At 64.2% G+C, this 20859-nt stretch carries 29 protein-coding genes and 1 tRNA gene; 15 read left to right on the forward strand and 15 right to left on the reverse strand.

Annotation, left to right across the window (positions count from 1 at the left end; genetic code table 11):
* The 4 genes from MKL11_RS28620 to MKL11_RS28635 form a co-directional block, all read left to right on the forward strand.
* Window positions 1–746: Mu transposase C-terminal domain-containing protein (locus MKL11_RS28620; RefSeq protein WP_243949916.1), on the forward strand; the 746-nt coding region annotated here is incomplete at its 5' end.
* Complete coding sequence (locus tag MKL11_RS28625) at window positions 743–1561, forward strand: AAA family ATPase (protein ID WP_243949918.1); 819 nt, start codon at window positions 743–745, stop codon at window positions 1559–1561. The genes MKL11_RS28620 and MKL11_RS28625, both read left to right, overlap by 4 nt.
* A 127-nt stretch (window positions 1562–1688) precedes the next feature.
* Window positions 1689–2270 (forward strand): recombinase family protein, encoded by a 582-nt coding sequence (locus MKL11_RS28630; protein WP_243949920.1) that lies wholly within the window; start codon window positions 1689–1691, stop codon window positions 2268–2270.
* Window positions 2271–2404: 134 nt separating this feature from the next.
* Window positions 2405–2872 carry a hypothetical protein gene (locus MKL11_RS28635; RefSeq protein WP_243949922.1) on the forward strand — a complete coding sequence of 156 codons (468 nt, stop codon included), beginning with the start codon at window positions 2405–2407 and terminating at the stop codon, window positions 2870–2872.
* 1082 nt (window positions 2873–3954) lie between these two features.
* On the opposite strand, the gene MKL11_RS33250 is transcribed toward MKL11_RS28635, so the two are convergent.
* The 3 genes from MKL11_RS33250 to MKL11_RS28645 are packed head-to-tail and all read right to left on the reverse strand — an operon-like array spanning window position 3955 to window position 5189.
* Window positions 3955–4140 carry a hypothetical protein gene (locus MKL11_RS33250; protein ID WP_313900794.1) on the reverse strand — a complete coding sequence of 62 codons (186 nt, stop codon included), beginning with the start codon at window positions 4138–4140 and terminating at the stop codon, window positions 3955–3957.
* A complete protein-coding gene (locus MKL11_RS28640; RefSeq protein WP_243949923.1) occupies window positions 4076–4885 on the reverse strand; it encodes a hypothetical protein in 810 nt (269 codons plus the stop codon). The genes MKL11_RS33250 and MKL11_RS28640 overlap by 65 nt, the downstream gene beginning before the upstream one ends.
* A gap of 13 nt (window positions 4886–4898) precedes the next feature.
* Complete coding sequence (locus MKL11_RS28645; protein WP_243949925.1) at window positions 4899–5189, reverse strand: hypothetical protein; 291 nt, start codon at window positions 5187–5189, stop codon at window positions 4899–4901.
* Between the two features lie 99 nt (window positions 5190–5288).
* Here MKL11_RS28645 and MKL11_RS28650 point away from each other — a divergent pair, with 99 nt between their 5' ends.
* The 3 genes from MKL11_RS28650 (at window position 5289) to MKL11_RS28660 (ending at window position 7525) form a co-directional block, all read left to right on the forward strand.
* Complete coding sequence (locus MKL11_RS28650) at window positions 5289–5810, forward strand: MucR family transcriptional regulator (protein WP_243949927.1); 522 nt, start codon at window positions 5289–5291, stop codon at window positions 5808–5810.
* Between the two features lie 90 nt (window positions 5811–5900).
* The gene (locus tag MKL11_RS28655) at window positions 5901–6137 is read left to right on the forward strand and encodes a PsiF family protein (RefSeq protein ID WP_243949929.1); all 237 of its coding nucleotides are present in this window, start codon (window positions 5901–5903) and stop codon (window positions 6135–6137) included.
* A gap of 296 nt (window positions 6138–6433) precedes the next feature.
* The gene (locus MKL11_RS28660) at window positions 6434–7525 is read left to right on the forward strand and encodes a glycosyltransferase (RefSeq protein ID WP_243949932.1); all 1092 of its coding nucleotides are present in this window, start codon (window positions 6434–6436) and stop codon (window positions 7523–7525) included.
* A 56-nt stretch (window positions 7526–7581) separates the two neighbouring features.
* Here MKL11_RS28660 and MKL11_RS28665 read toward each other — a convergent pair whose 3' ends face one another.
* From MKL11_RS28665 to MKL11_RS28695, 7 genes are all read right to left on the reverse strand, one after another.
* Window positions 7582–8631 carry a phytanoyl-CoA dioxygenase family protein gene (locus tag MKL11_RS28665; protein ID WP_243949935.1) on the reverse strand — a complete coding sequence of 350 codons (1050 nt, stop codon included), beginning with the start codon at window positions 8629–8631 and terminating at the stop codon, window positions 7582–7584.
* 262 nt (window positions 8632–8893) lie between these two features.
* Entirely contained in the window at window positions 8894–9172 is a 279-nt protein-coding gene (locus MKL11_RS28670; protein WP_243949937.1) for a hypothetical protein, read from the reverse strand.
* 14 nt (window positions 9173–9186) lie between these two features.
* Entirely contained in the window at window positions 9187–10179 is a 993-nt protein-coding gene (locus MKL11_RS28675) for a site-specific integrase (RefSeq protein WP_243949939.1), read from the reverse strand.
* Window positions 10163–10474 carry a hypothetical protein gene (locus tag MKL11_RS28680; RefSeq protein ID WP_243949941.1) on the reverse strand — a complete coding sequence of 104 codons (312 nt, stop codon included), beginning with the start codon at window positions 10472–10474 and terminating at the stop codon, window positions 10163–10165. Before MKL11_RS28680 ends, MKL11_RS28675 begins: the two co-directional genes overlap by 17 nt.
* Window positions 10475–10609: 135 nt before the next feature.
* Window positions 10610–10831: a hypothetical protein gene (locus tag MKL11_RS28685; RefSeq protein ID WP_243949944.1), complete on the reverse strand. Its 222-nt coding sequence runs from the start codon at window positions 10829–10831 to the stop codon at window positions 10610–10612.
* 73 nt (window positions 10832–10904) lie between these two features.
* A complete protein-coding gene (locus tag MKL11_RS28690; protein WP_243949946.1) occupies window positions 10905–11216 on the reverse strand; it encodes a ribbon-helix-helix domain-containing protein in 312 nt (103 codons plus the stop codon).
* Window positions 11213–11860: a ParA family protein gene (locus MKL11_RS28695; RefSeq protein ID WP_243949972.1), complete on the reverse strand. Its 648-nt coding sequence runs from the start codon at window positions 11858–11860 to the stop codon at window positions 11213–11215. The genes MKL11_RS28690 and MKL11_RS28695 overlap by 4 nt, the downstream gene beginning before the upstream one ends.
* Before the next feature lie 562 nt (window positions 11861–12422).
* On the opposite strand from MKL11_RS28695, the gene MKL11_RS28700 reads away from it, so the two are divergent.
* Window positions 12423–14669 carry a TonB-dependent siderophore receptor gene (locus tag MKL11_RS28700; RefSeq protein ID WP_243949948.1) on the forward strand — a complete coding sequence of 749 codons (2247 nt, stop codon included), beginning with the start codon at window positions 12423–12425 and terminating at the stop codon, window positions 14667–14669.
* Window positions 14670–14728: 59 nt separating this feature from the next.
* Here MKL11_RS28700 and MKL11_RS33255 read toward each other — a convergent pair whose 3' ends face one another.
* Window positions 14729–15115: a transposase gene (locus MKL11_RS33255; protein WP_279600780.1), complete on the reverse strand. Its 387-nt coding sequence runs from the start codon at window positions 15113–15115 to the stop codon at window positions 14729–14731.
* A gap of 177 nt (window positions 15116–15292) precedes the next feature.
* On the opposite strand from MKL11_RS33255, the gene MKL11_RS28710 reads away from it, so the two are divergent.
* Genes MKL11_RS28710 through MKL11_RS28730 form a run of 5 tightly spaced genes read left to right on the forward strand, consistent with a single transcriptional unit; the run spans window position 15293 to window position 16390 of the window.
* Complete coding sequence (locus MKL11_RS28710) at window positions 15293–15532, forward strand: hypothetical protein (protein WP_313900795.1); 240 nt, start codon at window positions 15293–15295, stop codon at window positions 15530–15532.
* Window positions 15529–15732: a hypothetical protein gene (locus tag MKL11_RS28715; RefSeq protein ID WP_243949953.1), complete on the forward strand. Its 204-nt coding sequence runs from the start codon at window positions 15529–15531 to the stop codon at window positions 15730–15732. The genes MKL11_RS28710 and MKL11_RS28715 overlap by 4 nt, the downstream gene beginning before the upstream one ends.
* 18 nt (window positions 15733–15750) lie before the next feature.
* Window positions 15751–15933 (forward strand): hypothetical protein, encoded by a 183-nt coding sequence (locus MKL11_RS28720; protein ID WP_243949955.1) that lies wholly within the window; start codon window positions 15751–15753, stop codon window positions 15931–15933.
* 6 nt (window positions 15934–15939) lie between these two features.
* Window positions 15940–16140 carry a hypothetical protein gene (locus MKL11_RS28725; protein ID WP_243949957.1) on the forward strand — a complete coding sequence of 67 codons (201 nt, stop codon included), beginning with the start codon at window positions 15940–15942 and terminating at the stop codon, window positions 16138–16140.
* Between the two features lie 4 nt (window positions 16141–16144).
* A complete protein-coding gene (locus MKL11_RS28730) occupies window positions 16145–16390 on the forward strand; it encodes a hypothetical protein (RefSeq protein ID WP_243949959.1) in 246 nt (81 codons plus the stop codon).
* On the opposite strand, the gene MKL11_RS28735 is transcribed toward MKL11_RS28730, so the two are convergent.
* Window positions 16387–16728, reverse strand: a complete 342-nt coding sequence (locus MKL11_RS28735; RefSeq protein WP_243949961.1) for a hypothetical protein — start codon at window positions 16726–16728, stop codon at window positions 16387–16389. The two genes, MKL11_RS28730 and MKL11_RS28735, sit on opposite strands and share 4 nt — an antisense overlap.
* Window positions 16729–17419: 691 nt before the next feature.
* Between MKL11_RS28735 and MKL11_RS28740 the strand changes: the two genes are divergently transcribed.
* Both MKL11_RS28740 and MKL11_RS28745 read left to right on the forward strand, forming a co-directional pair.
* Window positions 17420–18694: a family 16 glycosylhydrolase gene (locus tag MKL11_RS28740; RefSeq protein ID WP_243949963.1), complete on the forward strand. Its 1275-nt coding sequence runs from the start codon at window positions 17420–17422 to the stop codon at window positions 18692–18694.
* 246 nt (window positions 18695–18940) lie between these two features.
* A tRNA-Cys gene (locus tag MKL11_RS28745) sits at window positions 18941–19016 on the forward strand.
* A gap of 316 nt (window positions 19017–19332) precedes the next feature.
* Here the strand turns inward: MKL11_RS28745 and MKL11_RS28750 are convergent.
* From MKL11_RS28750 to MKL11_RS28760, 3 genes are all read right to left on the reverse strand, one after another.
* Window positions 19333–19833, reverse strand: coding sequence for a hypothetical protein (locus MKL11_RS28750; RefSeq protein WP_243949965.1), 501 nt, complete (start codon window positions 19831–19833; stop codon window positions 19333–19335).
* 127 nt (window positions 19834–19960) lie between these two features.
* The gene (locus MKL11_RS28755) at window positions 19961–20152 is read right to left on the reverse strand and encodes a hypothetical protein (RefSeq protein WP_243949968.1); all 192 of its coding nucleotides are present in this window, start codon (window positions 20150–20152) and stop codon (window positions 19961–19963) included.
* A 56-nt stretch (window positions 20153–20208) separates the two neighbouring features.
* Window positions 20209–20679, reverse strand: coding sequence for a hypothetical protein (locus tag MKL11_RS28760; protein ID WP_243949969.1), 471 nt, complete (start codon window positions 20677–20679; stop codon window positions 20209–20211).
* Window positions 20680–20859 lie beyond the last annotated feature (180 nt).

The following is a 20859-nucleotide window of genomic DNA, read 5'->3' on the forward strand; positions in this document are numbered from 1 at the left end:
TCGATCACGGATCGGACTTCACCAGCCGCCACCTCGACCAGGCCGCGGCCGACCTGCGCATCCGCCTGGTCCACTCCATCGTCGCCCGCCCGCAGGGCCGCGGCAAGATCGAGCGGCTGTTCGGCACCCTCAACACGGAGCTGCTGCCCGAGTTGCCCGGCCATCTCCAGGATGGGAAGCCGGCCTCAGCGCCGAGCCTGTCGCTCACTGAGCTGGACGCAGCGATCGGTTCCTTCATCGTCGGCCGCTACAACGTCCGGGTTCACGGTGGGATCGGTGTGGCGCCCGTCGAGGCATGGCGCGGTGCCGGCTGGCTGCCGCGGCTGCCCGACAGCCTGGACGCCCTCGACGGCCTCCTGATCATGGTCGCCAAGCCGCGCGTGGTCCGGCGCGACGGCATCCGCTTCGAGGGGCTGCGCTACTTCGATCCGACCCTGGCCGCCTATGTCGGGGAGGCGGTCACCGTCCGGTACGACCCCCGCGATCTCGGCGAGCTCCGGATCTTTCACCGCAACGCCTTCCTGTGCCGGGCCGTCAGCCCCGAGCAGGCCGGTTCCCGCATCACCCTGAAGGACGTCCAGGCGGCACGCGCCGCCCATCGCCGGCGGCTGCACGGGATCATCCGCGAGAAGCGCGCCTGCGTCCGCGATCTCCTGCCGTCCTCCCCGACACTGGCCACGCCGCCGGCGCCGCGGCCGATACCACCCCGGCGACCTCGCCTGCGCACCTACGCCGAAGACGAATGACCCCGGAGCGACCCGAGGGGGAGCGCACGGGCGCCTTCATCGTCACGCGCGAGCATCGGCGCTTCACCGAGTTCGCCGAGGCCGTGCGCAAGCACCGCTACATCGGCGTGTGCCATGGCCCGGCCGGCGTCGGGAAGACGCTGTCGGCCCGGCGTCATGCCCGATGGGATGCCGCCGAGCCCCTGCTGGCGGACTGGGGCCGGCCGGCGGATCGCCCCAGCGTCTACGCAGCGCTCGCCCGCGCCCGCTCGGTCTTCTACACGCCCACCGTCGGCGTCACCTTGCGCGAGCTGAAGCAGGACCTGCCCCGCCTGCTGGCCCGGACCGACCGGCTCATCGACGAGCACCTGCAGGGCGAGGATGTGCTGATCGCCCGCCGCCGCGTCGAACTGATGATCGTCGACGAGGCCGAGCGTCTGTCGATGCCGACGCTGGAGTACCTGCGCGACCTGTACGACCGGGAGGGGATCGGGGTCATCCTGATCGGCATGCCCGGCATCGAGCTGCGGCTGTCGCGCTATCCGCAGCTGTTCAGCCGCGTCGGCTTCGCCCACACCTATCGGCCCTTGCGCAGCGAGGAGTTGACCTTCGTCCTGACCCGGCGCTGGCGCCAGCTCGGGCTCGACCTGGACGAGGCGGACTTCACCGACCTCCAGGCGGTCGCCGCCATCGTGCGGATCACCGGTGGCAACTTCCGCCTCGTGCACCGGCTGTTCGTGCAGATCGCCCGGGTCATGCGCATCAACGGGCTGAACGCGGTCACCGAGGACGTGGTCGAGGCCGCCCGCTCTGTCCTCGTCATCGGTGCCACATAGCGCTGATCATCAGTGCCAATTAGCGATCAAAGTCACATGCGAGTCACCCAAAACCGTCCTGTTCTTGTCGGAAAAACGTGTCGGCTTTTCTATTGCCGGACAAACGGCGTTTTGGCACTATCCCGACATGCTCATCGGATATGCTCGCGTCTCCACCCTCGACCAGAACCTCAATCTGCAGCGTGACGCACTGACCAAGGCCGGGTGCGAGCGCCTGTTCGAGGAGAAGAAGTCCGGCAAGGCCGGGACCAAGCGGCCGGAATTCGAGGCCGCGCTCGCCTACCTGCGCCCCGAGGATGTGCTCGTGGTGTGGAAGCTCGACCGCCTCGGCCGCTCGCTCGTCGAGATGATGCGCACCATCGACGGCCTGCGCGTGAAGGACGTGCACTTCCGCTCGCTCACCGAGCAGTTCGACTCCGCGACTGCGCACGGGCGCTTCGCCCTGCAGATGCACGGGGCGATGGCCGAGTACTTCCTCGACCTCAACCGCGAGCGTACGATGGAGGGACTGCAAGCAGCGCTCGCTCGCGGGCGCAAGGGAGGTCGGCCGAAGAAGCTCAACGCGGCTGACCTAGAAGTTGCCCGCGCCATGCTGGCTGCTGGCACGATCAGCGTCGCCGACGTCGCCAAGCGGCTTGGGGTCAACCGGGACACCCTCTACAGCTACCTCCCCCGGGCACGGGCCAACAGCATCACCGCCAAGCGTTGATCGCGTTCGCAGGTGTGGCCGGACTGGACTGCCGGCACCGGTATGGGAGCGCTAGAGGGAGGACGTGCCCGCCCCGCAGGATCGTCCGCCCACACCGCGGGCGCTCGTCCTTCAGGCGCTCACTCGGGAGAGCCATGCCGATCAGCCGTCGCCAGCTCGCCGTCTCCCTGCTGGCAGCCGACCACATCGCCGACCGGCAAGCGATCGCGGCTTTCGTGGCAGATCTGGCCACGCAGCCGGCGCCCAACCCGTTCGCCCAGACCAGCGCCGGGGCCGTACGCCAAATCTGGCGGCAGCGCGCCATAGAGTTCCAGTCCTTCAATGTCGAGGCGGTGGGGCTCGCCTGTCTGTTCACGACTCTGTCCGGCATGGGCGTCGACGAGGCACTCGTGCAGGAGATCCTGCGAGCCGGGTCGCACACCGCCAACGTGTTCCACCACGGCGATGGCTGCTGGATCGTCGGCGCCGTGCTCTACGGCAAGTCGGGCGTGGCTCTGCCGACAGTCTCGCTACCGCGATCCCTGCGTGGTGTGCTCAGCTCGCGCTCTCGCGCCCGTAGGCCGGGGGGGCAGCTCGACCTGTTTGCCCGCATCGGGTCTTGAAGTGATCCGATCGGCAGGGCTGCTCCGGTCCGTAACCGGCTGAGAGTGACGTCGTCTGGATCTACCTGTCATAGCGTCGACCATCTTCGAGTCTGCTACTTGCGTCTCAAAGCGCATGCCAGGACCCCGTCAGCGGCGGTCTCATACAAACCACATCAGAGGGGCGCTTCGACCGTAAACACCGCGGTAAGGCCCATACTCGTTTGTTGCCCTATGAGCGGATTTAATTGGCTGAAATTGTGGGTCGTTTCGCGCTCCGGCAGCCGGCCTGCAAAGGGAGAATGGCGCTCGACTCCCTATAAGACGGTGGGAAAGGGGGGAATTATTCCCGGACGCATGATCACGTCCGGGAATTAATCGATCGGTGGCCACACGTGTGCAGCCTGAGTGCTCGACCGAGCCGATCAACCTGCCGGATGATCGGAAGGGCCCACCCCCACTGTCAGGAACACACCAGATGAACAAGGGCACACTCAGAAGAAATGCCGCTCTCTGGTCCTGATGTGTTGGTGGGCTGGGCGGAGGGCATAGCTTTGCCTAGAAAATGACAAAGCTCGCGACCTGACGTGCCGGAGCCTGCCGTAACGGTCACATAGATTGATGGACGAAACCCTATCGGGCAGGCCGGGGTCAGGCTGTCGGCCTTTACTCGCCGCTTTTCTCCTCGCGGAGACTGACGCGGAACGGACCGGGCGCGCATCAATCTGCGGACCAGTCGTCTGCGGGGTCGGGGCGACCCGTTCCCGCTCCTGCGGCTGTTGAGCCGCTTGGTGCCGGTGCCCTCCGTCGTATGACGCGGTGATCCGGACCTGGCCTGGCTAGCCACCCAGACCGCGGCTCCGCAAGGGAGCTGGCTATTACACCGTAGGCCAAGCCTGCAGCAGTACGTTCATGATATGCGCTAGCTATGTTCTAAAAGTCAAGTCGGGATCAGAGCTGTGCCTTTTTCAAAGTCCTTACGCACAGCGCTCCGTCGAGTTGTACGCCGCGACGGTGCGAACATATTTTCGGATACGGTTCGATCCGTCAGGGATGTGGGCTGCCGGATGTGGTGGCTAAGTGGGCCAGTTCGCATGTCCCAGCTACTCTTTGAGTGATAGGCGTTTTGAGACCTCCCGCCATTCGGAGGTCAACTCGCGAACCCTGCGGTTTTCGAGCATCGCTTCTTGTGTTCGCATTCCATGCTGGTACCGACCGTTGCGGCTACCCTTTGGCGCTCCGCTTCCGGCGGATCCGCCGTGCATCCGGCACCGCACCTTTCCCCTCACCGCTGGCGATAGACACCGCGTCCCGGTCCGTGTTTGAGCACAGCATCTCGGGGTCAGCCTGAAAGGCGAGGGCTGCCGGTCCAGTGAGTGCATGGGGTTGATGTCCGGTTTCTTGGCGACCCCCTCCCCCCTGTCGGGGCTGGGCGCCTTGGGTGGGGACGTTCCCGACGATGGCTTGACCGCCTTCGTAGACGTGGACGTGTTCAACGGTGACCTTCTGTGAGCCGCCCCGGCGGAGCTTGGCGAGGGCTTCCAACTGGGTCGTGTAGGTGCGCAGCAGCTTGGTCGCGAGGGAGCCGTAGCGCTCAAGCTGATCGGTCGTTTCTGCACGCTTGGCCTTGGTCAGCATCTCCATGGCGACCTCGTGGGTGCCGACCATCTGGACCGCGAGCATGGCCTCCGCCTCGTTTTCTGGAGCGATCCCGCTGACGGCGGCGAGGCCCGCGTTCAGTTCCGTCTCATCAGGGATGGCCGCGCCACGCTGGCGCATGACCGCCGCCACCCGCCCGGCGTTGTGCTGGGCGAACTCGGGCGAGGCGGTCCCGAAAGCATCCACGACCTGGAGGATGTGCCCAGCGTCATCGCTGTGCTTGCCCTTGCCGTTCATCTTGTTCGTCATCCCGGCTTGGCTGCCGTAGGACAGGGGCTCAGGCCGCTTCTCGTAGCGCACTGCGGCCTTCTGGATGGCCAGCTTCTGGCGGTGGTCAGGTTCGGGAAGCTGCGGCTGATCTTGCTCGTCGCTCATAGCTGGCTGCTCCTCATGCCGATGTCATCGTGCCCGAACCGCCATCGGGATCGACCGCCTCGACCCGCGGGCTGACGAGACCAACCGCTCCGACAACGTCATCGAGGCCGCGGTTGCAGGCCGCCGCGAGTACGTCGCTCGACTTGGTTGGCATGATGGCCAAGAGGGATCGCACCAGCACGGACACGGTGGTCTCACGGGCGGTGGGATGAAACTCTGCACCGTCCTGCTCGCGCTCGAAGGCCGAGACGACGTTGTTGGCGATGAGAGCAGCGAACCGCTCAAGATCGGGGCTCGGCATCATTTCTGCGGCACCTAAAACAATAGATTTCTTCTAAGATAACGCATTGCGTTTTGCAGCGCGACAACAGACTGTGCTGGCTTGCTCAAAATTAGGTGCATCGTGGACGAAAACGCAGAGATCATCGAGGCTCAGGCCGTCGATATCATCGAAATGACAGCCGACATCGTCTCGGCCTACGTGTCGAATAACCCTGTACGGCCGAGTGACATGCCGAACCTGCTTGCCAGTGTGCACGCAGCGGTTGCCGGGCTGAGGCAAGGTAGCGCCCCCGAAGCCCCAACGGTCGAAAAGTTCACCCCGTCACAGATCCGGAAGTCGATCACCCCTGACGCGTTGATCAGCTTCATCGACGGCAAGCCGTACAAGACTCTGAAGCGTCACGTGACCGGCAACGGCATGACGTTCGAGCAGTACCGCGAGCGTTTCGGCCTGCCGCGCGACTACCCCTCCACGGCCGCCAGCTACTCCGAGCAGCGCTCGGCGCTGGCCAAGAGCCTTGGCCTCGGCCAACAGCGCAAGAAGGCGGCTCCTAAGGCTGCCGAGCACGCGGAGACCGTTTCCGACAAGCCGAAGCGTGCTGCCGGTCGGCCGCGGAAGGCCAAGGAAGCCACCGAGGCGTAGGACGCCAACAACATGCGTGTTCTGCCGAACCTTCGCCGCAGATTGCGGTGAGGGTACGCGCCCGTGCAAGGTAGCTCAGGCAGAACAGCGATGAAACGCTCGATCCTGGCCGCGACGGCCCTCGCGGTCCTCACCACTGCCGCGCTTGCGCAGAATGCGCCGGCGCCTGCGGACAAGCCGGTAACTGGCTCCGTCCAGAGCGAAGACACGATGACGGATGTCGATCCAGAGGTGCTGGCACGTTGTAAGCACGAAGCCTCGCAGAAGAAGCTGAAGGGCTCAGAGCGCTTCACGTTCATGAACGCGTGCGTCGAGCCGGAGGATTGAGCATCGGTAGGTCGAGCTGCGGCGCTCTATGGCCGCCCAGGCTCGGTGTCGCCGACTCTCTTATGACGTCGTTTGATAGAGCCTGCATGCCTGATCACGATCAGGTGTCAGCCGAACGCCAGACACCAAGCGGGAAAGGTTTGTGATAACAGCCTAATTTCGTGTCGGTGACACGTTTCTAATCGGGCGTACCGCACCGGCGCGTTTTGCATGCCGCGATGCGCGACGCCGGCCGTGCGCGTCACCCAACGGCGTCGCAGCCCAGAGGTGAAGTGGTGGCGAGGTGGCCGTAGACGATGAACCTGCGGAACATCCAGTACCCCTTCCTATTCGAAATTCCCATCTTGAAGCACATGGCCGGCTTCGCTGGCCTACTGAAGCGCGATCCGCGCGGTTGGCCGCCTGACAGACCGGTCGTTGGCATGTTCCTCTGCCTCGACCCGCTGATCTTCTGCTGCCAACCACAGCCGCGGCCGTTCGGGGTGGCACATCACTTGGCCACTCGGTTCCCGGACGAAACGTTCGTCTTCTTGGTACCGATCACGATGAGCTTGGAGCGCAGGGTGAACGCGCTCGCACTGGCCGCTCAGCACCGCCGGTTCCGGAAGGCGCATCCGCGTGCGAGGCTCGTCATCCTAGCCAATACCCGCGATGAGGAGAGGCTTCTGCGACGGCTCGGGGTCGACGTGCGATACGCTCCGCAGAATATGTTCGTCGATGAGGGCATGTACCGCCCGATCCCGGGTCGCGAGCGACGGTTCGATGCAATCTACAACGCCCAGCTCGCTCCATTCAAACGGCATGAGCTCGCGCGCACTTTGCCGAGCTGCGCCTACGTAACGAAGATGTTCACCACCTGGTCGCCGCAGCTGAAGCGTCAGCATCTGCGTGAGTTTGTCCGCAGCCTCCCGAACAACCATGTGATCTTGAATGATGTGACCGCAAATGATGTCGTCCCCATGGACCACGTGCAGGTCAATGACGCGATGGCGTCGGCTCACGTCGGCCTGTGTCTGTCCGAGCTTGAGGGCGCGATGTACGCGAGCATCGAGTACCTGCTCTCTGGGTTGCCAGTGGTCTCTACCCGTAGCCGAGGCGGACGCGACGTCTTCTTCCACCCGGACACGACCCTGATCGTGGACGATGATATGCGTGCCGTACAGGACGGCGTTGCGGCTATGAAGGCGCGCGCTTTACCCCCGGACTACGTGCGCGCCACGACCCTGCGCCTGATCGCTGAGGAGCGCGCGCGCTTCAATGTCTTCGTCGACGGCCTGCGGGGGAGGCAGGTCGAGCGCACGGACCCCCGGTGGTCGTTTGAGTACGCGCACAAGCTCGCTCGGTTCGGCCCCATATCCGAGTTCGAAGCGCAGGTTCGCGCGTGTTAAAGACCTCTGGTCCGACGCCCTGGAACTGCGCGGAGCTTTCGGTTGGAACCCCCGCCTCAGACGATCCGCGGCGGGGCGTCAGCGGTGAGTGCACCGACCGGGCGCCAGACGTTTCGGCGCAGGCCGAGCTGCTCTAGACGGTCCAGCAGCCACCACTCGATCCGCGTGCGCCAGCGGGCGAGACCCGTGAGCGACCAGATATCGAAGCCAGCGAGCGGCAGGAACGGGTTGTGTCGGTCGTAGGCCCAGACCTCGATGCGCACCGCCGGCCGCAGCGACGGGCCGCGGGCGTGGAAACCGACCGTATCGCCCACCACCAGCGTGTTGCCCGGGACCGCGAAAGCCACCGGGTCGGCGTAGCCCATGCGCTTCAGCTCCGCCGGCGTGGCGCGGAACGAACCGCGGCCGCTGAGCCGGTCGAGACCCCGCGCCGCGTTGATCGCGGTGCGCCGCTCCCAGGCGAGCCGGCGCTTTGTGAGGCGGTGCGAGCCCGGCACGTAGGTGAAAGGTCCCTCGTCGGCGGCGACGTCGGTGAGGAACAGCCACGCCTTCATGGTCGGATGGAAGGTGTCGATGTGGAAGTTGGTCTGCGGGTCCGGCGGCGCGTCGGTGACGTGTGACAGGATCGTCTGCACGGTTAGGATTGGTTCGCAATTGAAGCTCGACACGTAGCGCAGCAGGTTCTTCCACTCCGGCATCGCTAGGAGCCGGCGCATCGCCGGCATGTGCTTGAGCGTCTCCGGATCGAGCGGGATGCGGCGGGTGACGGTGTCGCCTTGGACCTGCTCGCGCCCCTCCGCGGCGACGCTGGTGACCTCGGCGTAGACCGCTTTGTGCAGGTCGGCGGGCATGAAGTCCGCGCGCGCGATGAAGCCGTTGCGGGCGAAGTCAGTCTGATCTTGGCGAGTCACCAGATGGGCGAGCTGCCCGCGGCGCAGGGTCGCCATGGCGTGGGCGAGTCGCACGCGCAGCGTGTGCAGGCCAGCGCGGTTGAGCCGCTCCGAGCCAAGGATCGGGTTATCGACGAAGGATTTCGCTCCGGTCGCGAGCTGGGTGAGCCACACGGGCGTCATCAATGTGCCGCGAAACATCTGCGCGATCGACATCTGTGCTGGCCTCCGGCTCGCTGCGCCGACGCTTCCATTGCCGGCATCATAAGTACAGCGGTGTAGGAGGGCGAAATCGAGACGCGGATTAAGGCATAGAGGCCGTCCGGAATTCACGATCGTGTTATGAGCAAGTTGGTCTCGACCTGTGTTGCTGATGAGTGATCAGTGCTTTGGGGACCAAGCGCCGAGCCACCAGTCCTTTGGAGCCCGCTGCCCAAGTGCCACTCGAAGGTGTTGACCCGCCGGATGTAGTCGACACCTACCCGCTCCGCATCGTTACGGACCCGTCGACCATGCTGACCGTCTCGACCCGCGGCCCAGCCCAGCCCTGGTCCTGCAGGGTGGCGAGGTATCGCTTGCAGGCGGCGGCCAGCACGCCATCGAACCGAGTCGGCATCACCGCCATCAACTCACGCATCAGACCGGCAATCGCCGCCTCCCGGGGCAATTTCGCGAGGCTGTCGCCGTCCAGCCGTTCCAGCGCCGAGACAACGTTCTCCGCGATAATGCCTGCGGCGCGGATCTGATCGCTGAGCATCGATGAGCCTTTTTCTACAAGAACCCCGAGCCACTGTGTCCCTTGAAGGCGTTCGCCCGCCGGATGTAGCCGACCACGGTCCGCGGATCTCGATGGCGGCTCTGGTCCATGATCCGGGTGAGGTCGGCACCGCGCTCCGCCGCGGTCGTGATGTAGCCGGCCCGGAGCGAATGCGCCCCGAAGGTTGAGGCATCGAGCCCGGCGGCCGCGCAGTACCGCTTGATGATGTCGGCCACCGCCTGGGTCGTCAGCCGGGGCGCGTGGCTACCTGTTGCTACTTTAGCCACGCGCACGTTCCCCGACCGCGAGACCGGCCGAAACACCGGCCCCTCGACGATGCCGGCCGCGTCGAGCCATTCCCGCACCAGGGCAACCGGGCGGATGAACCGGCCGGCCGGGATGGCGATCTCGGCGCCCCTGCCCTCTTGGTCCGTCTTGCCCTTCCGGATCCGTACACGCAGCCCGGCCGGATCCTCGACCAGGTCGGCGACGTCGAGGGCGACGAGCTCGGACCGCCGGAACGCCCCGGCGAACCCCAGCCCGAGCAGGGCGCGGTCGCGCTTGCCGGTCAGGGTGTCGGGTGTCCGCATCAGCAAGGCCGCCAGGATGTCGGCGGTCGCGGCCGCCTTCTGCCGGGGCGCGACCTTCAACTTGCGCCGGGCGCCCTTCATGGCGGCGTGCACGCCTTCGTCGTCGGTGGGGTCCGGCGCCTTGGCGAGCTTGTGGCCGTACCGGATAGCCGCCATCCGGCGACCGAGCGTCGAAGCCGCCCTGCCCTCCTCCGCTTCGGACACGATGAAGGCCGCCACGGTCTCAGGGTTGGCCGGCATCGACCGGAACCCGTACCGGGCGCACCAAACCTCGAACACGCGCACGTCCGACATGTAGGCCCGGATGGTCGCCGAGGCCTTCGAGGCGCGCTGATAGGTCTGGACGAGCGCAGCGGTCTCGGCCGGCAGCCCGGCTTCGACCGCCTCAATGGTCAGGATCTCAGAGTTCGGCATCATAGCCCCGCCCGGCGCCGAGCGCCGTCGCGAACATCTCACCGAGGATCGCGTCCGCCCAGGCGTTCGGCAGATCCATGTACCGGGAAGCATGCCGGACAAGGCCACACCATGCCCGGCCCTCCTCGAACTCCAGGGCCGGGCATGGGCATTCCGTGCCGGCGCCGATGTACTCGCCCGCGAGCTCGCACGGCTCCTCGGCGCAGCGGTAGCCGCAGCCGTTGCACCCCTTGCCCTTGGCCGGCTTCACCGGCAGGCGCTGGCCCATCGTGCCGTCTATCAGATGAAACGTCGGCATAGGCTCTGCCTACCAGTCAAACTTCCGAGAATGACGCTTATCGAAAGTTACATGCCAGACGGCTCGGGAACAAGAACTCAAGCCAGCTTGATACCAAGATTGCGAGCGATCGACGCATGTCCGGTCCTTGATCGTTCAATCCGGTTTTGGCTTTCTCGTGAGTTCTGGGCGCGGCTCGCTCCGGAGCGCCGCCCGCACCATCTCGGCCAGGGTGTCAGCGTCGACCTCGATCGACACACGCTCGGCGCGTCCGAAGCCTATGAGGCCGGTGACGGACACCGAGTCGTCTTTGGTCCGCTCGATGCTCGCGACCCGGACATGGCGCATCTCGCCTCGCTCGCCGACCCGGATCTTCACGCCGTCGACCAGCCCGAAGGATCGACAGCTTGAAAGCTTAGGGGTTTGATAGCTCGCAATCTCGAGATCGAGATCACTTGCTATGCCGCGCCACGAAATCGCGGATCGCCTCCTCGCAGATCTCCTGAATGGTTCGCTCCTGCTCGGCCGCGATGACCTTGAGCCGCTTGCGCGTGGTGGGGTCGATCCGCGTGAGGATCTGCACCCGAGTGTCGGCCTTGGCCTTCACAGACCTAGTGGACGCCGCCGGGGGCTCGGCAGCTGCGGGTGCTGCCTCGCTGGCGGTGGTCGGCTCGCTATCGACGTTGGCAGCGACGACCGGCGGATCCTTCCGGGCAAACCGGCCGGCGAGGCTATCCAGGGTAGGGCGGGGCGCCTTGCTCATCGTGCCTTCTTCTCCCCGGCGGCCAGCGCCGCCTCGACTTCCTGCCAGAGTGCGGCGACCTCGGCCGCGGCCTTCCCGTCCGGTTCGTGCTCGTTGACCGTCGAGCCGGTCAGGATCGCGTGAGACATGGCGACCCGGTTCGCGAGCGCGGTTGCCGCCACGGTTGCCCCCATGGCGACGAGTGCTGCCCTTGCCTCGGCCACGATCGCAGGCTCCGTCGAGCCGGTCCGAGCTGGCGCATGATTGATGACGGCGAGCGGCGCCTTGCCGACGCGCTGCGCCAAGTCGAGGGTCGATGCGACCGCCGCCAGGTCAAGCGGCCCCGGTCGGGTCGGGACGAGCACGAGGTCAGCCGCCCGCATGGCCGCGAGGATAGAGTCCTCTGCGTGAGGCGGCGTGTCGATGATGATCCGGCCGAACCCCTCGCGCCGCGCGGCCGCGACGAGCTCCGGCAGCTCGCGTGCGTCGGCCTCGATTAGCTTTGGCTCGTCTGGTCCACGCAACTGGTGCCACCACGCCAGGGACCGCTGCGGATCCGTGTCGATCAGTAGGGCAGGGTGGTCCGCCTGCGCAGCCAGCACGCTCAGGTGCATCGATAGCGTCGTCTTGCCGACGCCACCCTTTCGGGCTGTGACCGCGATCACCTGCAAATCCACCCCCATCCGATGCGATTAAGCTTGGCAGCAATCGAGCCTGCGAGCGATCCTGTCAACATGACCACAAGCCAGCCTGCTGGCGAGCTGCGGCGCCATCTCAATTCCGAGACCACGAGATTTCAGGCCCACACGATCCGAAGCCTGCAAGCTTACGTGATTGCCTGCTATTAAAATCGCAACTTAACAAGCTGGCGAGCTATCGAGATGCGGCCTATGCCCACTGCGCCGGCCCCGGCGAGGTCGCGAGGCGCGCGAGACCGGGATGCAAGCCCGACGGCTCGTGTGGTCGTTCACATAGGGGCCGGCAGCGCCCCAGGGTGGCCGCCTTGTAAGCATTTGCTCAGCTGCATGCCGCTGTGACTGCCGGGCCACAACCCCCATCGTTCTAATTTGTGCGGCTTGTTCGGCTTCAACCAGCACCGTATCGGTAAATTAGAAAAGCCAAACAAAACAGAAGTTTATAATCGCTTCAAACTACACGGCAGCCCCGTTGCAACCCTTTGCGACGAACGCGGGCGGCTACTTGAACCGAGCCCAGGGCACGCGTGATATGAAATTTTATCCTCTTCGTCCCGGTGCTGTACTGACCTTCGTCCTCACGGGCGTCTCGCTGGTGACGATGCAGGTTGCACAGGCTCAACAAGCGACGCAGCCGCGCCGTGGCGGCTCCAACCCGCCGGCTGAGAGCAGCGTGCAGCTTCAAGAGCTCAGCGTCGAGAGCCAGGGCGGCGGAGGACCGGTCTCAGCTGCCCGGGCCACCGCGGCCTCGCGCGCCGTTGAGAGTCCGACCGGCCCGATCGACGGCTACGTGGCTCGGCGCTCGGCCACCGCCACCAAGACCAACACCCCGCTGATCGAAACGCCGCAATCGATCACCGTTGTAGGGCGCCAGCAGATCGACACCCAGAACGCCCAGACCCTAACGCAGGCGACCCAGTACGTTGCCGGCACCTATGCGGGCACTTTCGGCGCCGACACGCGCATCGATTACTTCCAGCTGCGCGGCTTCGTGGTCAGCGATTACGGCCTCTACCTCAACGGTCTGCAGCTCCTGAACTACGGTTTCGCCTACAGCCGGGTGGACACGTTCGGGCTTGAGCGCGTCGAGGTGCTGCGCGGCCCCTCGGCCGTCCTATTCGGCGCCGGCAATCCCGGAGGTCTGATCAATCAGATCAGCAAGCGCCCGACTGAGGACCCATTCGGCTACATTGAGGTTGGCGGCGGGTCATTCGATCAGCGCTACGCCGCCTTCGATGTCGGTGGCCCGGCCGACGCTGAAGGCCATTGGTTCACCCGCTTAACTGGTTATGCCCGCAACGGCGGCACGCAGGTTCAGGGTGCGCCGGACGATAGCTACTACATTGCGCCGGCCTTCACCTATAAGCCGGACGGGTCGACCAAGCTCACGATCCTGTCGAGCTTCCAGCACGACAACACCGCGGTGACCTCGAACTTCCTGCCGTATTATGGCACTGTTCGGCCGCAAGCTGAGGGCCTGCGCATCCCGCGCTCGCTCAACGTCGGTGACGCCGGCTTTAACACCTTCCAGCGCGATCAAGCCTTCATCGGCTACGAGTTCGAGCACGTCTTCGACGACACCTGGGCGGTCCGCCAGAATGCCCGCTACGGGATCACCGAGAGCTTCCAGAACTCCTATATCGGCCAGCTCGGCTACGCCGACGCCCAGCAGACGCAGCTCGCCCGCTACCTGTTCCGGGACCACGCCAAGGTCGCGCAGCTCGACGTCGACACCCAGGCCGAGGCCAAGTTCTCCGACGGTTTCTTCCGGCACGACTTCCTGATGGGCGTGGAGTACCGGAACTTCCAAGTCCACGACAACCAAGCCTCCGGCTTCCCCGGCCCGAACTTAAACATTCTCGCGCCGACCTACGGCCCGCAGACGGTCTCGGCGACGCCGTACTTGGTCAACGCCGACTCATTCCAGCAAGTTGGACTGTACTTCCAGGACCAGATCAAGCTCACGCCGGAGTTAACCCTGGTCGTCGGTGGCCGTCAGGACTTCGTCGAGAACACGGTCTACGATCGTCTGACGCCGTCCAACACCAACGGCCGCAACGACAGCGCCTTCACCTACCGGGTGGCGGCGATTTACAACTTCGACTTCGGCTTGGCACCCTACGTGATGTACTCGACCTCGTTCCAGCCCGAGATCGGCACTGACATCAACGGCCGGGCCTTCAAACCCGACACCGGCGAGCAGATCGAGGGCGGCGTCAAGTTCGAGCCGCCAGGCCAAGGCTACTTCCTGACCCTGGCCGGGTTCGACATCCACCGCAACAACGTGCTCACCCCCAACCCGGTAAACACGCTGTTCAACACCCAGGTCGGCGAGGTGCGCTCCACCGGCTTCGAGGCGCAGCTGGTGGCCAACCTGTTCGACGGCCTCAATCTCATCGCCTCGTTCACCGATTTTGGGTTCACTACGGTGAAGGATGCGGATCCGACGCGGATCGGAAAGACGCCCGTCAACATTCCTGAGAACCTCGCCTCGCTGTTTGCTGACTACACCATCCAAGTCGGCGACTGGCGCGGCTTCGGCTTCGGCGGCGGCGTGCGTTATGTCGGGCGCTCGTTCGCGGACGTGGCCAACACCCTGAAGGTATCAGAGTACCTGCTGTTCGACGCGCAGGTGCACTACGACTACCAGAACTGGCGCTTCCAGGTAAACGCGACGAACCTTGCCGACCGACGCTTCGTCTCGTCGTGTCAGTCGGAGACTTCGTGCTTCTACGGCGACGGTCGGCGCGTATTGGCAAAGGTCAGCTACAAATGGTGACGACGGCCTAACGGTCTGAGACTGAGGTGGATCATCAATCTGGCGCTCCGCGAGCGCGGTTAATCGCTCGCTGGGCGAGTGGCTATTTGGCGGTGAGGACGCCAGTTGCGGTCGATCCTGAGGCCGCGACGCCGTGGTCGAGCTCGTGCCATCGCGATGGGGTCGAGAGCACGAGCCTCCTCAGCCCAACCGGCATTGACCAACGCCTTCAGCATGGCCGACCAGAACGGGCGATGACGCCAGTGGCTGAAACGTTGGTAGATGCCGCCTGGTGGGCCGTAAACCTTTGGGCAATCTGGCCACCGGCATCCGCTCAACGAGACATGGATGATGCCCGACAGCGCATGTCGGTCGTCGAGGCGCTCACGAACACCGTCCGGCAGGTGAGGAGCGATGACCGCCCACTGAGCGTCATTGAGCCAAAACAAGCCGTCCTGATCAAGCATCTGGTCCAGGCCACCCGAGGCACCGGCGTAAATTAGAACAGCTCCAATCAATCGACAATGTCTATCACTCAGATGTGCGCGAGGCCGGGCGAGCCGTGATGATATGGCCGCCCGGCCAGGGCGATCGACGATCCCGGCCCGCTGCAGTAGCTCTCCGGCATGGCGAGCAACCCAACCGTGTCCGACCTGCGCAAGGTCTCCGAGGTGACGGACGACGAGATCACCGCCGCCGTCGATGCCGTGCTCGTTGATCTGACCTCAGAGGCCTACCCGCTGGCCAAGGGCTGGACGCTCGACCTCGTAGCAGCAGTCGCGAGTTATAAAGCCTCCCAAGATGCCCTGCTCACCGACCGCGATGCCTACAAGCGCAACATGGTTCGCACCGCGATCCTGCTGGCGCACCCGGTGAAAGCATGAGCAAGCCCGCACCTGATCCGAACCAGAAAGCCGTCGTCAGACGTCTCGTGCAGCGCCTGTCCGGCTTTGCCCTTGGCCTCGGCCTGTACGAGGGCATCGCGCAGGGCATCATCGAGAAGGTGGTGCTCGACATGCCGAACGGCAGCGACGAGCAGATCATGAGCGTGGTCCGCATGGTGATGCTGACGGTATCGGCATGATGGTTTCCGCGTAGCCGCATGCTTGAAGAGGATCCCATCGCCGAGGCCGTGACCGTGATCACGCCCCGCGGCCACACCGTCCAGCCTGACGACGATTTCGAGAACTGGCGCGTCGATGGTGGCGCGTGGCTCACTGCTGGGGACCTACTGGCCCTGGCCATTCGCCTCGGCCTGAACGCCGGGGTCGGCCGGTTGCAGTAGCTCACGATGCCTCAGACCCTCACCGGCTGGATCCTGATCACAGCCATCCTCCTGTCGGGGATGGGGGCCGGTTCGACCGCCGCCGGGCTTCTCGATCACGCTCTGAGTGCCGGTCCGATAGCGCGACGCGACGTGGTCAACTGCCTGATGCTGCTCGCGCTGATGGTGGCCGCGGCGCTGCTGCTCTGGCTCGTCGAGGGCCGCTGACCTGATGCCGACCGAACCGCACGCCCCAATCCGCGGCCGCGCGCTCCTGGCGCTCCGGGCCTGCGCCGCCCATCCGCAGGGCCTCCGGCACGAAGCCTATCCAACCTACATGCCGATGCTGGCCGAGATGGGCTTGGTCGAGGAGCGGCACGTGCGCGGGGTCGGGCGGTCGCAGCCGGCATGGTTCCTGACGGCCGCCGGCCGGGCGCTGATCGCGGAGCTCGGCCCGAACGAGTTGCGGGAGTCTTAACCGGCCTTCGCCTTAAACTCCCAGATCGGCGGGCCCCACGCCTGACCTTCCTTGTCTCGGCGCGCGGCGGTCCGCTCGAACACGATGCGATCGGCGTCCACGGCCTGAACCTGGTCGCCAGCGATCATGAGCGCGCCGCAGTAGTCGACCCGGAGCGTGCCGTGATCGGGGTGGACGCCAAACAGCTGGGGCGCCGTCCAGCCCAGGCCGTGCGCCTCAGCGCCGAAGCGGGTGCAGAAATCGAGCGCCGACTCACGCATCTTCGCCCATTGCGTCGGAGTGAGGTAGCGGCAGGGCGAGGCGCGCTCGGAGATGTTCTCGATGGCCCCGTGCCACATAGCGACGGGGTTTGGGATCAAGGTGGGAGCGAGACCGGATGACATCCGGCCGAGCTACGCCAAGCGCTGCCGGCAGGCCATGCGGCCAGAAGCGGAATTGCTCAGCGTCTGAGGCCCACCCACCCAGTCCGAGTGAGGGGAGGAAATTTGGACCGGGCCGGTGGGTGTCCCTCGGGAGGACACGCCATGGTGCACCGCCAGGCTGACCTTTCAAGGTCCAAAACGAGCAAGGCCCGCCCTGGTTTTCCAGTGGCGGGCTTGATGCGACTGCGCCGGCGAGGCCGCACCGTGTCACCCAGGGGGCGGTGCTGCTCTTCCGACGCTCGGCTCCCCAGCCGATCGCTGAGAGCACCCTGTCGCGACGTAGTTAACGAACCCCTACCCGGCCTGACCTAGCGTTCCGGAATTGCCGGATAACTCGACCCGAGCCGGCGCTGGACCGCCGCCCAATCTGATCACGGGCTGGCGGGGGAGGTCGTCGATCTTACCGGCGGAAGCCGATACGCAACGTGGCTTGGGATGCAGGATGCCAGAGGTTGGTTATCGGAAGGGCCGCGCCGCGATCTGCCGGCGGTCCCGGATCGGAATAGGTCCGGCGGGTCAGGACGGTCGCCACCGACCAAAGAGAGGTCCGCATTAGGGCGTTCAGCTGGGCGCGTGCTGCACGAAGCTGCTAGCCTTACAAGTGTAGATGCCGATGCTGGAAGCCAAAGGTTGCGCTCGTTCACGAAAGCGCTGCGGAATGGAGTGTTACGTGCAGATTGACAGACGATCGTTGTTGGGCGTTGGGGCTGCCGCTGCTACGGCAAGTGCGTTCCCAACAATCGCGGCCGGAGCTACGGTGGTGCGCGGCTTGAGGCTGACATCCCCCATAGAGACGGGGGATGTTACGGTCGACGCAATGGGATGCGTTGCCTACCCTGATGCGATCGTCACGGCGAGCAAAACGTTCACCCTCGCTGGCACCTACGCCGGCATTTTTAAGAACATCATGATCGCCGTGCCCGGCGTATCGCAGTGGGGCAGCGTCGTGCAGGACGGCAAGGGCGGCTGGACAGCCACGATGGATCTCAGTGGCGTGCGCACCGGCCCGCTGAACTGCCGCATCATGGCATGGTACGATGACTGGACCGAGAAGGCAGTTCACCTCGATTTCACGCTGCTGATCGACAACCCGGCCATCGTGCGTGCCGCCCCGCCCATTCCCGCTCCCGCCACCGGGATGAAGGCGCTTCTCGCCGACGACTTCGACAAGCTCCCTGATGACAGTCGGTGGGCGTTTGGCGTGCGCCCTGACGGTAGCCAATGGGGCTCGGGCTCGCACTTCATGACGAAGGACGAAAAGCTGAGCGATGTCTTCCAGCTTCCGATGCCGTCCTGCCTGCGCATACGCGCCATCTATGACGAAGCGTACAAGGATCCGCAGGGCTGGAACCGAAAGTGGCGCTCTGGCCTGCTCTGTACTGCCTATGCAGACGGTCGGCCTCCGATCGCGGTGTTTCGGAAAGGCTACGTCGAGATGCGGGCCATACTACCGCTCGGCAAGGGCATGTGGCCGAGCATGTGGGCTTCAAGCCTGAATACAGATATTAACGGTCTGGAAATCGACGGTTTTGAGGCTTACGACGAGCAGGCTGATCCCGGCCAATATGCTATCGCGAACAACGTCATCCTTTGGGTAGGAGGCGGGAAAAACGACGGTGTAAACCGGCAGGTTTTTACTAAGAATTTCGATGCCACTTCGGACTGGCACATTTATGGCGTTTTAGTTGAAGATGACAACGCCACATTCTATATCGATAACAAAATAGTATACAAAGTATCTATTCCGGCAGCAGGCAGCAAGACGCCACTGTACTGGATGTTTAACAATGCTCTATCTTCCGGTGACTGGCCGATTGTCGTGCCACCTGCAAAATATGTCGATATGTGGGTCGATTACATCCGAATTTACTCGGCGGATTGAACTCGGGCATACCTTTTTGGCGTTCCTTACGCCGGAACTAATGGCGCCTCCCGCGTTGCTGCCGATACCGAACGGCTTATCCTTTCCGCTCCCGGAACCGGATCCCGGCTCCACCGCCGTTCTCGGGGATGAACTCCAGGCCGGGGGGCATGGTTGGTAGGAGTTCGCTAAGCTTCCTGGCAGCCATCTGAGGATCCCTCATCGCGTCACCTTGAGGCTGCACAGGCGGCGTGGTCAAAAGGGGATGGCCAGGTGGGCGAGTGTCCAGCCAGGAGCCTGCAAAGCTCCGCACGTCCGGTTCGACTCCGGGCCCCGGCCTCCAACCATTCCTACCCAACATTTGGCTTGCTTCGAGCAGTGAGGTTATCCCTGCCTGGCACGCGCGCGGGTCGCGCGTCCAGCGGCCGAGGCGTTCAAGCTGGCCAAGGTCGAGGTCAACCGCACGTCGGCTCAGCCCTTCCGCGAGCAGTCGTTCAACCCCGATATCAATTATGCGGCCCGGGAGACCGGCCGGCAGGTGACACGGGCGGCCGACATGCGGGCCGCGCGCGGGGAAGGGTGATGGTGCATGCAGCGTTGGCAAAAATTTATACGGGGTTTCTATGCGGTTCGGTTAGAACTTCACCATCGATCACGACCTATGCAGTGATCAGTTCCGGAAATTCTGTTTCTAGGATCGGCAACAGTGATGAAAGAGACTGCGTTAGATTGATGTAACCGCCCTCTGACCACCGGAGATGAATTCCGCCGGCATTGTCGTGAAGAAATCGAACATTTGTTCTCACTAGGATTTCTTCCGGCAACGGCGGCGCATAGTAAGCGCTACCCGTGTGGAAGCCCGGTTTGAACCTGCGCTGCAGCCCGATCCGGCCGTGCTTTGAGGCAGTGCCATAAGCACGCACGGCCGCGAAGAAGATGCATCGCTCAGCTAGGTCATTGGTAATGCGTATTACCTCGGCGTCGGCGAGCTCAGCCTCTTTCTTCGTCGTTACGGGCATCCGGTTCTGCACGACATGGTCGACCACGTGCAGCGTTGCCATGCAGGCTAGCATCGCGAGGCGCACATCGCTGTTGTTGCAGCAGAATTCGTCTACGGTCGGGCGGACGATGTGGTTGTAGTAGTAGGCGGCTGTGAGCATGCTCACCCTAAACGAGAAAGGCCCCGTCGGATCGCTCCAACGAGGCCTGTTCTGAAGCCGGCGCATTCTTCTCGCTGGGCTGAATGCCGGCTCCCAAAGCCCCTTGCGGGGACACCTGTTGGGCGGCCTACGCGCGCTTCGTATCCTTCGCAGCAGCTCGGCCATGATCGTTCGCGACGGCGGGGCCGAACATCACGGACGGCACGTAGCGTCGATGAACGGCTGCCTTCACGGCCGGGTCCTCTAGGGCCGCACGCAGATAGCCCTTGGTCCGCTCCTCGGCGGTCTCGGCAAGCGCTGTAAGTTCTTCGCGGGTCATATGCATGTCCTCAAGGCCTTAGGATCGGGCTCACCCTGCAGTCTGTCAACGGTAGCCTATCGACGCGCTTTCCATGCTTTGCGACCGGCGGCCAAGCGGGATGATGTGACCGTGTACCCGCAGCCCTCAATGACTTCTTTGAAGGATTGGAACTTTACGAGCGCCTTTTTCGGCATGGCCTCGTCGTAAGTGAACCACGAAAATTCATCAGGGCCGTTCCGTGAGATGAGGACTCTGAGCCCAGTTAGGATCGCATCAAGAACAGCAGCTCTATCGGCGACACCCTTGATGAACGATGTATCCCGCCCGCTCCAAAACAGGCGATCCTCGCCAGTTGCATCGTCGGCTTCGACAAGCTGTACGTAAAGTTCGTAGCTACCGCCCGGCAATATATCTAATCCTATGACAGCGGTGTAATTAAGCGGTTTGATGTTATCGTGGCCAATATTTATAATAGCCACGCTGACTGGACCTGCACCTAGGATCTCTAATCCAAAACCACAACTCGCAGTGCATACGAAGGCCATAGCCTCAACGCTCCTCGCGCCTCCCCGCCCTTCCGCTCCCTGAACCGGACCCCGGCCCCGCCGCCGTTCTCGGGCATGAACTCCAGGCCGGCGTTCATGACCGAAAATCCGCCGCTGCTACGACCACGGCCGCCGTGACAGCTGCAACAGCGCAGTCCTCGAACGCGTATTCTAGGCCGG

Origin of the sequence: Methylobacterium sp. J-077 (genome assembly GCF_022829365.1) — a bacterium.
Taxonomy (GTDB): domain Bacteria; phylum Pseudomonadota; class Alphaproteobacteria; order Rhizobiales; family Beijerinckiaceae; genus Methylobacterium.

Bases quoted from the DNA above. Each gene is read 5' to 3' on its own strand.
- MKL11_RS28635 (WP_243949922.1), top strand. From the start codon at position 2,405: ATGCCGATCAGCCGTCGCCAGCTCGCCGTCTCCCTGCTGGCAGCCGAC.
- MKL11_RS28630 (WP_243949920.1), top strand. From the start codon at position 1,689: ATGCTCATCGGATATGCTCGCGTCTCCACCCTCGACCAGAACCTCAAT.
- MKL11_RS28740 (WP_243949963.1), top strand. From the start codon at position 17,420: ATGCCGATGCTGGAAGCCAAAGGTTGCGCTCGTTCACGAAAGCGCTGC.
- MKL11_RS28690 (WP_243949946.1), bottom strand. From the start codon at position 11,216: ATGAGCAAGGCGCCCCGCCCTACCCTGGATAGCCTCGCCGGCCGGTTT.
- MKL11_RS28640 (WP_243949923.1), bottom strand. From the start codon at position 4,885: ATGAGCGACGAGCAAGATCAGCCGCAGCTTCCCGAACCTGACCACCGC.
- MKL11_RS28660 (WP_243949932.1), top strand. From the start codon at position 6,434: ATGAACCTGCGGAACATCCAGTACCCCTTCCTATTCGAAATTCCCATC.
- MKL11_RS28665 (WP_243949935.1), bottom strand. From the start codon at position 8,631: ATGTCGATCGCGCAGATGTTTCGCGGCACATTGATGACGCCCGTGTGG.
- MKL11_RS28755 (WP_243949968.1), bottom strand. From the start codon at position 20,152: ATGACCCGCGAAGAACTTACAGCGCTTGCCGAGACCGCCGAGGAGCGG.
- MKL11_RS28715 (WP_243949953.1), top strand. From the start codon at position 15,529: ATGAGCAAGCCCGCACCTGATCCGAACCAGAAAGCCGTCGTCAGACGT.
- MKL11_RS28625 (WP_243949918.1), top strand. From the start codon at position 743: ATGACCCCGGAGCGACCCGAGGGGGAGCGCACGGGCGCCTTCATCGTC.
- MKL11_RS33255 (WP_279600780.1), bottom strand. From the start codon at position 15,115: ATGCTTGATCAGGACGGCTTGTTTTGGCTCAATGACGCTCAGTGGGCG.
- MKL11_RS28730 (WP_243949959.1), top strand. From the start codon at position 16,145: ATGCCGACCGAACCGCACGCCCCAATCCGCGGCCGCGCGCTCCTGGCG.
- MKL11_RS28735 (WP_243949961.1), bottom strand. From the start codon at position 16,728: ATGTGGCACGGGGCCATCGAGAACATCTCCGAGCGCGCCTCGCCCTGC.
- MKL11_RS28670 (WP_243949937.1), bottom strand. From the start codon at position 9,172: ATGCTCAGCGATCAGATCCGCGCCGCAGGCATTATCGCGGAGAACGTT.
- MKL11_RS28720 (WP_243949955.1), top strand. From the start codon at position 15,751: ATGCTTGAAGAGGATCCCATCGCCGAGGCCGTGACCGTGATCACGCCC.
- MKL11_RS28680 (WP_243949941.1), bottom strand. From the start codon at position 10,474: ATGCCGACGTTTCATCTGATAGACGGCACGATGGGCCAGCGCCTGCCG.
- MKL11_RS28645 (WP_243949925.1), bottom strand. From the start codon at position 5,189: ATGATGCCGAGCCCCGATCTTGAGCGGTTCGCTGCTCTCATCGCCAAC.
- MKL11_RS28760 (WP_243949969.1), bottom strand. From the start codon at position 20,679: ATGGCCTTCGTATGCACTGCGAGTTGTGGTTTTGGATTAGAGATCCTA.
- MKL11_RS28750 (WP_243949965.1), bottom strand. From the start codon at position 19,833: ATGCTCACAGCCGCCTACTACTACAACCACATCGTCCGCCCGACCGTA.
- MKL11_RS28655 (WP_243949929.1), top strand. From the start codon at position 5,901: ATGAAACGCTCGATCCTGGCCGCGACGGCCCTCGCGGTCCTCACCACT.
- MKL11_RS28700 (WP_243949948.1), top strand. From the start codon at position 12,423: ATGAAATTTTATCCTCTTCGTCCCGGTGCTGTACTGACCTTCGTCCTC.
- MKL11_RS28725 (WP_243949957.1), top strand. From the start codon at position 15,940: ATGCCTCAGACCCTCACCGGCTGGATCCTGATCACAGCCATCCTCCTG.
- MKL11_RS28675 (WP_243949939.1), bottom strand. From the start codon at position 10,179: ATGATGCCGAACTCTGAGATCCTGACCATTGAGGCGGTCGAAGCCGGG.